Below are 5,979 nucleotides of genomic sequence, written 5' to 3' on the forward strand. Positions count from 1 at the left end.
GCCGGTACCTGGCGGCCCAGATCGAGCTCAAAGACCAGAGTCATCCGGCGAGCCGGGTGGCCCGCCGGGTCAAGGGGCGACTGACCGCCTTCTTCCGCGCCGAGGCCGAGCGGGGCGGGGTGAACGACCCGGACCTGCTGGCCCGGCAGCTCAGCCTGGTCTTCGACGGCGCCAGCGCCCGCGCGGGAATCAAGGCCGAGACGACAACTGGGCTTGTCGTCCCCACGGTGACCACGCTGCTGGACGCGGCGGACGTGCGCTGACGGATTGCGCTCGGGACGCCTTCGGCGGCCGGGATGTCTGTCGAAGATACTGCCGACCTGCGGGAATACCGACGAGTGCGCGCTCCTGCGGAGCATGCCTGACCGACTTCCGTCGAGAGCGGCGGTCGTCCGCGGACTTGTGCGTGAAAACCGAACGGTTTACCGTGGTGAAACTGATCGGTTTCTCGGCCGTGGTGCCGAGCCTCGCACCCGCATCCTCAGGAGCACGCATGACTGCCGCACGCGACGCCGAGGACCGGCCCACTCGTTCCCCGCTTCCAACGAGACTGGCGGCCCACCCGTCAGTACAGGCCGTGCTCGCCCGGCGCGGGACCGGCGTCACGGGCCGCTCGCCCGCGGTGATCGACGCGGCCTGGCTGCGTGAGCTGTGCCTGGCGGCCGGGGCGGACGACGTGGCCGCGGTCAGCCTGGACCATCCCGACCTGGCTGGCGAGCGAGCGTACGCGCAGTCCGCGCTGCCCGGCACCCGCAGCCTGATCGCGATGGCGGTCCGGTTGAACCGCGACAACTGCCGCTCCCCCGCCCGAAGCGTCGCCAACCAGGAGTTCCACCAGACCGACGAACAGGCCAACCACGCCGCCCGCAGCGTCACCCGGGCCCTCCAGGACGCCGGCTACCGCGCGCTCAACCCCTCCGTCGGCTTCCCCCAGGAGATGGACCGCTTCCCCCGCGAGCGGATCTGGGTGGTGGCGCACAAGACGGTCGCGGTGGCCGCCGGGCTCGGGGTGATGGGCCTGCACCGCAACGTCATCCACCCCAAGTTCGGCAGCTTCGTCCTGCTGGTCACCGTCCTGGTGGACGCCGAGGTGAGCGAGTACGGACAGGCACTGGACTACAACCCCTGCATCGACTGCAAGTTGTGCGTCGCCGCCTGCCCGGTCGGCGCCATCGCCAAGGACGGCGCCTTCGACGGGCTCGCCTGCACCACCCACAACTACCGTGAGTTCATGAGCGGGTTCACCGACTGGGCCCAGACCGTGGCCGACAGCGAGGACGCCGCCGACTACCGTTCCCGGGTCAGCGACTCCGAGAGTGCCTCGATGTGGCAGAGCCTGAGTTCGCCGCCCGGCTACAAGTCCGGCTACTGCCTTGCCGTCTGTCCCGCCGGCGAGGACATCCTCGGCCCGTACCTGGACGACCGCAGGACGTTCATGGACACCGTGCTGCGACCGCTCCAGGACAAGAAGGAAACCCTCTACGTCCTGCCGGGCTCCCCTGCGCAGGAGTACGCCCGGCGCCGCTTCCCCCACAAGCCCGTCAAGGAGGTCACCGGCGCCTGGCAGCCCCCGTCGAAGCGCTCCACGTCCAACGGCCAAGAGACACGTACGTCATGAGCGGCGCACACCCCTTCCCTTCAGCGTCGTGCGCGCCAGGCCTCTGTAAATCGCCATCGGCGTCATCGCCTCCGTACTCGTGCGCCATGCGCGCGTGCCGGGCGTCGCGACGCTGCGGAGACCCATCAGAAGGTCCCTGGCGTGGACGCCCTCTTCGGTTTCGATGTACTCGATTGGTACGACCGTGAGCGACTGCACCGGCGGAAACGACGTCAACAATCCAGCCGTTTCGGCGTAGCGGTAGGTCACCCAGGACGGGCCATTGCTCGGAGTGGCCCTGGTGTGTGTCCGCGCTGTTGGGGACGACAGGCGCGCACACCGCAAGGCCTCGGCGACGGCCCTTCCCCCAGGCCGTCGCCGAGCCTATGCCCCACGCCACGGAAACCGATCGGTTTTCTTATTCTCCGCTTCGGGTTAGCCTCGCGGTATGACCACCGAAGTGAAACTCGGCCCCAGGGAGCGACTGCTGGAGGCGGCGGCCGCCCTCACCTACCGGGACGGCGTCCACATCGGCGTCGAGGCGCTGTGCAAGGCGGCGGGAGTGTCGAAGCGCTCCATGTACCAGCTGTTCGAGAGCAAGGACGAACTCCTGGCGGCAAGCCTGAAGGGGCGCGCCGCCGCCTACGCGGCGACTCTCCTGCCCGCGCCGGATGACGGCCGCTCACCCCGCGAGCGGATCCTGCATGTCTTCGCGCAGGTGGAATCGCAAGTAGGGGTGCCCGAGTTCCACGGCTGCCGGTACCTGGCGGCGCAGGTCGAACTCAAGGATCAGAGTCACCCCGCGAGCCGGGTCGCCCGCCAGGTCAAGGAGAATCTGACCGCCTTCTTCCGCACCGAGGCCGAGAAGGGCAAGGCGGTCGACCCCGATCTGCTGGCCCGGCAGCTCAGCATCGTCTTCGACGGCGCCAGTGCCCGCGCAGGAATCGGCGCCGACAGCCTGACCGGGATCATCACGCCCACCGTCGCCACCCTGCTCGACGCAGCAGGCGTGCGCTGACGTATCACCCGCCCGAACGCTCCCTCACCTCCCGGCGTCCCGGGAAAGCCGGATGGCCGTAAGCGTGTTGCCGAGCATGCCGCACGCGAAGAAGCTCGCGGTCGCGACGGCATCGGCACCCAGCGACAGGTGCACGATGTCCCAGACCCTCATCCAGCCGGCCCGGACGACCTCGCCAATCCGGCCATCGCCCTGCGCCTCGGAAGCCGCCACGGTGACGTATCCCTGCATCTGCATCAGGAGCGTTTCGGGGCGCGTGGAGATCAGCTGCTCGTAAGCGGTCGTCATGGCCTGGAAAGCCCGCTCGTCCCCCTCGATCCCGTCGGCGGCCCTCTCGAAAGCCAGGCGGGTGTCGTCCATGCTCCGCACCAGCGCGGCGACGAAGATCGCCCTCTTGTCCGGGAAGAGCCGGAAGAGATACGGCTGTGTGACGCCGACCCGGTCGGCGATCGCCGCGGTGGAGGTGCCGTGGTAGCCGGTGCGCGCGAATTCGGCGATCGCCGCGCGGATGACGGCTTCACGCCTCTCCTGCGCACTGATCCTGCCCATGAGGCCTCCTGTGGGAACTTGCAGACGGAAACCGATCGGTTTACTGTAGCGGAAACTAATCGGTTTTCGAGTGAGTTCGGGAGTCCATGATGACGACAGACCGGCCGGTGGCACTCGTGACGGGTGCGTCATCGGGCATCGGGAGAGAAACCGCGCTCGCGCTGGTCTCAGCCGGATTCCAGGTGGTCGGCACAAGCCGTGACACGTCACGCGTCACCCCACTCGACGGCGTGACGTTCCTCGACCTCGACGTCGCCAGTGACACGTCGGCCGCCGCGGCGGTCCAGGAAGTGATCGAACGGTTCGGACGGATCGATGTCCTGGTCAACAACGCGGGCGTCGGTTCGATGGGCGCCGCCGAGGAAACCTCCCTCGCGCAGACCCGATCCGTCTTCGACACCAACGTCTTCGGGGTCATGCGCATGGTGAACGAGGTCCTGCCGCACATGCGCGCCCAGCGACGCGCGCGCATCATCAACGTCTCGTCCGTGCTCGGGTTCCTGCCGCAGCCCTACATGGCCGTCTACGCCGCCTCCAAGCACGCGATCGAGGGCTACACCGAGTCCCTGGACCACGAGGTGCGGGACCACGGCGTCCGGGCACTCATCGTCGAACCCGCCTACACCAGGACCGGGTTCGAGACGAACAGCGCGAAGCCCGACACGCCCCTGCACGCCTACGCGAAGCAGCGGCAGACCGTCGACCGCGTCATGGCGCAGGCCGTCAGGGACGGCGACGCCCCCGCCGTCGTCGCACAGGCGATCCTCACGGCCGTGACCGACCCGAAGCCGAAGCCGCGCTACACCGCCGGCCCGCTGGCCGGACGCGCACGCATACTGCGCCGCCTCGCTCCTGCCGGGGTCTTCGACAAACAGATCCGCAAGATGAACCAGCTGGCCAGCTGACGGGTGGGCGTCGCCTACGCTTTCCCAACCAGGAGTGTCATGAATCAGGGTCTGGCCCATAGTCGGTGGTGACGGAGCGTTCTGGGTGTCACTGTCAGTGATATTCCGGTGCGGGTCGGTGCTCTGACCTGGCCGGTTGCAGATTTGATACCCCGGACGCCACGGGTGGGCGGCCCAGGCTCGGCGAGCACCCGACACCCCGGCCGAGACCCCGTTTGAATGCGATTCGGCCCCGTTGACCAGCAGAGTTCTCGCACCGCCACTTCGCCATGACCAATATGACTTTCTGTCACCACCGCAAGTGAGACAGGGCCATGAATCAGGTGTGAGCCTCCACGAAGGAGTCACCTGATGGGAACGACGACGGATCACCTGATCGGGATGGGTAGCGGTGTGTCGCTTGCCGGTGTTGCCGGGGCGGTCGAGGGTGCCGACATGAAGTCGATGCCGGTATCCGCCAATGGTCTGTCCAGCGAGCTGCTGGAGGAGCTGGCCGCGCTGGCGGCCGAGAAGACCGCCCCAGGGCGGGCTGCGGTTGATGGGCGAGGGCGGGATCCTGCCCGAGCTGGCCCAGCACCTGATGCAGGCCGCCCTGGAGGCGGAGATGGAGCTGCACCTGGCCGCGGAGGCCGGCCGGGTCGGCGGACGCGGATCGCGCTCGGGCGGCAACATGCGCAATGGCTACCGGGCGAAGAAGGTGATGACGGAGGTCGGACCGGTGACCGTGCAGGTCCCCCGCGACCGGCTGGGCACCTTCTCTCCGCGACTGCTGCCCAGATACGCCCGCCGGACCGGGGCGCTGGATGAGATGGTGCTCTCGCTGACCGCCAAGGGCCTCACGTCCGGGGAGATCGTGGCCCACCTCGCCGAGGTCTACGGAATGACTGCGACGAAGGAGACCGTCTCCACCATCACCGACAGTGATAGTGGTACGCGGGTTCCCGGTGGTCGTGGCTCGATCACTGACTGACGTCCTGCTGGACTGTCTTCGCCTAGGCCTGTCCGGCTGCCGGGGCCCGTTCCCGAGGCCCCGGCCGGGTGGATCATGACCTTATAGGAGCCTGGCCAGAGGCCCCGTCACTGTCCTGTCTGCCCCACCCGGCTGGAGTCACCTCCGGTCAGGAAGGCATCTCCAGCATGACAGGAACGGACACCGCGGCAGTTACCGAACACGTCGTGATCGGCGGTGTGGACTCCCACGCCGACACTGTCCACGTTGCCGTGGTGACCGAACGCGGTGGGCCGCTTGCCGACGCCGAGTTTCTCACAACGGCCGCTGGATACACGGCGGCTCTGGCCTTCCTGGCCGCTCATGGCACCATCGCCGCGGTCGGTGTGGAAGGCACATCCTCCTACGGCTCGGGGTTTACCCGTGCCGCCCGCGAGGCCGGCCTGACCGTGATCGAGGTCAACCGGCCGGACAAGGCTGAGCGCCGCCGGATCGGCAAGTCCGATCCCATCGATGCCTACGCCGCTGCCCGCGCGGTGGTCTCCGGCCGGGCCAGCAGCGCCCCGAAGGGCGATGCCGTGGCCGGGATCCGGGCTCTGCACAACGCGGCACGATCCGCGGTCAAGGCCCGTACGGCGGCGCTGAACCAGATCGGACACATCCTGATCAGCGCGCCCGACAAACCGCCGACGGCTACCGCGAGATCCTCGGCCTGTGGGCCGGCGACGGCGGCGAAGGCGCCAAGTACTGGCAGACTGAGCTGCCCCGAGTTTCATAGAGTCCGGTGATCTTGTTTCAGGCGGGCTGCGGGGTGGCTTCCTGTTGTCGCCACCAGGCGCGTTCGTACTCGGCGGGCGGTACGTAGTCGAGGGCGGAGTGGAGCCGTTCGTCGTTGTACCAGGCGACCCACTGGAAGATCGCCCGCTCGAGCTGGCCGACGTCCCGCCAAGGGCCCTGCATC

Annotated in this window: 8 protein-coding genes and 1 pseudogene; 6 read left to right on the top strand and 3 right to left on the bottom strand. The window is 68.3% G+C overall.

Annotated features, from left to right (window positions below):
• Positions 1-263 (top strand): annotated as a pseudogene (locus tag ABZ453_RS50100) (TetR/AcrR family transcriptional regulator); the annotation flags it as partial.
• A 230-nt stretch (positions 264-493) separates the two neighbouring features.
• Complete coding sequence (locus tag ABZ453_RS50105; RefSeq protein WP_359026617.1) at positions 494-1,618, top strand: 4Fe-4S binding protein; 1,125 nt, start codon at positions 494-496, stop codon at positions 1,616-1,618.
• On the opposite strand, the gene ABZ453_RS50110 is transcribed toward ABZ453_RS50105, so the two are convergent.
• On the bottom strand, positions 1,613-1,867 hold the full coding sequence (locus ABZ453_RS50110) for a hypothetical protein (protein ID WP_359026619.1): 255 nt from the start codon (positions 1,865-1,867) through the stop codon (positions 1,613-1,615). The genes ABZ453_RS50105 and ABZ453_RS50110 overlap by 6 nt on opposite strands.
• A gap of 178 nt (positions 1,868-2,045) precedes the next feature.
• Between ABZ453_RS50110 and ABZ453_RS50115 the strand changes: the two genes are divergently transcribed.
• On the top strand, positions 2,046-2,615 hold the full coding sequence (locus ABZ453_RS50115) for a TetR/AcrR family transcriptional regulator (RefSeq protein WP_359026621.1): 570 nt from the start codon (positions 2,046-2,048) through the stop codon (positions 2,613-2,615).
• A 24-nt stretch (positions 2,616-2,639) separates the two neighbouring features.
• On the opposite strand, the gene ABZ453_RS50120 is transcribed toward ABZ453_RS50115, so the two are convergent.
• The gene (locus tag ABZ453_RS50120) at positions 2,640-3,164 is read right to left on the bottom strand and encodes a helix-turn-helix domain-containing protein (protein WP_359026624.1); all 525 of its coding nucleotides are present in this window, start codon (positions 3,162-3,164) and stop codon (positions 2,640-2,642) included.
• Between the two features lie 89 nt (positions 3,165-3,253).
• On the opposite strand from ABZ453_RS50120, the gene ABZ453_RS50125 reads away from it, so the two are divergent.
• The 3 genes from ABZ453_RS50125 (at position 3,254) to ABZ453_RS50135 (ending at position 5,806) form a co-directional block, all read left to right on the top strand.
• Positions 3,254-4,069 carry an oxidoreductase gene (locus tag ABZ453_RS50125; protein WP_359026630.1) on the top strand — a complete coding sequence of 272 codons (816 nt, stop codon included), beginning with the start codon at positions 3,254-3,256 and terminating at the stop codon, positions 4,067-4,069.
• A 538-nt stretch (positions 4,070-4,607) separates the two neighbouring features.
• A complete protein-coding gene (locus ABZ453_RS50130; RefSeq protein WP_359026626.1) occupies positions 4,608-5,039 on the top strand; it encodes a transposase in 432 nt (143 codons plus the stop codon).
• A 167-nt stretch (positions 5,040-5,206) separates the two neighbouring features.
• Complete coding sequence (locus ABZ453_RS50135; RefSeq protein WP_359026628.1) at positions 5,207-5,806, top strand: transposase; 600 nt, start codon at positions 5,207-5,209, stop codon at positions 5,804-5,806.
• Positions 5,807-5,813: 7 nt separating this feature from the next.
• Here ABZ453_RS50135 and ABZ453_RS50140 read toward each other — a convergent pair whose 3' ends face one another.
• Positions 5,814-5,978 (bottom strand): integrase core domain-containing protein, encoded by a 165-nt coding sequence (locus tag ABZ453_RS50140; RefSeq protein WP_359026632.1) that lies wholly within the window; start codon positions 5,976-5,978, stop codon positions 5,814-5,816.
• Position 5,979: the final 1 nt, after the last annotated feature.

Origin of the sequence: Streptomyces sp. NPDC005799 (assembly GCF_040630525.1) — a bacterium.
In the GTDB taxonomy this organism is placed as follows: domain Bacteria; phylum Actinomycetota; class Actinomycetes; order Streptomycetales; family Streptomycetaceae; genus Streptomyces; species Streptomyces griseorubiginosus_B.

Bases quoted from the DNA above. Each gene is read 5' to 3' on its own strand.
- ABZ453_RS50120 (WP_359026624.1), bottom strand. From the start codon at position 3,164: ATGGGCAGGATCAGTGCGCAGGAGAGGCGTGAAGCCGTCATCCGCGCG.
- ABZ453_RS50125 (WP_359026630.1), top strand. From the start codon at position 3,254: ATGACGACAGACCGGCCGGTGGCACTCGTGACGGGTGCGTCATCGGGC.
- ABZ453_RS50105 (WP_359026617.1), top strand. From the start codon at position 494: ATGACTGCCGCACGCGACGCCGAGGACCGGCCCACTCGTTCCCCGCTT.
- ABZ453_RS50115 (WP_359026621.1), top strand. From the start codon at position 2,046: ATGACCACCGAAGTGAAACTCGGCCCCAGGGAGCGACTGCTGGAGGCG.
- ABZ453_RS50135 (WP_359026628.1), top strand. From the start codon at position 5,207: ATGACAGGAACGGACACCGCGGCAGTTACCGAACACGTCGTGATCGGC.
- ABZ453_RS50140 (WP_359026632.1), bottom strand. From the start codon at position 5,978: ATGCAGGGCCCTTGGCGGGACGTCGGCCAGCTCGAGCGGGCGATCTTC.
- ABZ453_RS50130 (WP_359026626.1), top strand. From the start codon at position 4,608: ATGGGCGAGGGCGGGATCCTGCCCGAGCTGGCCCAGCACCTGATGCAG.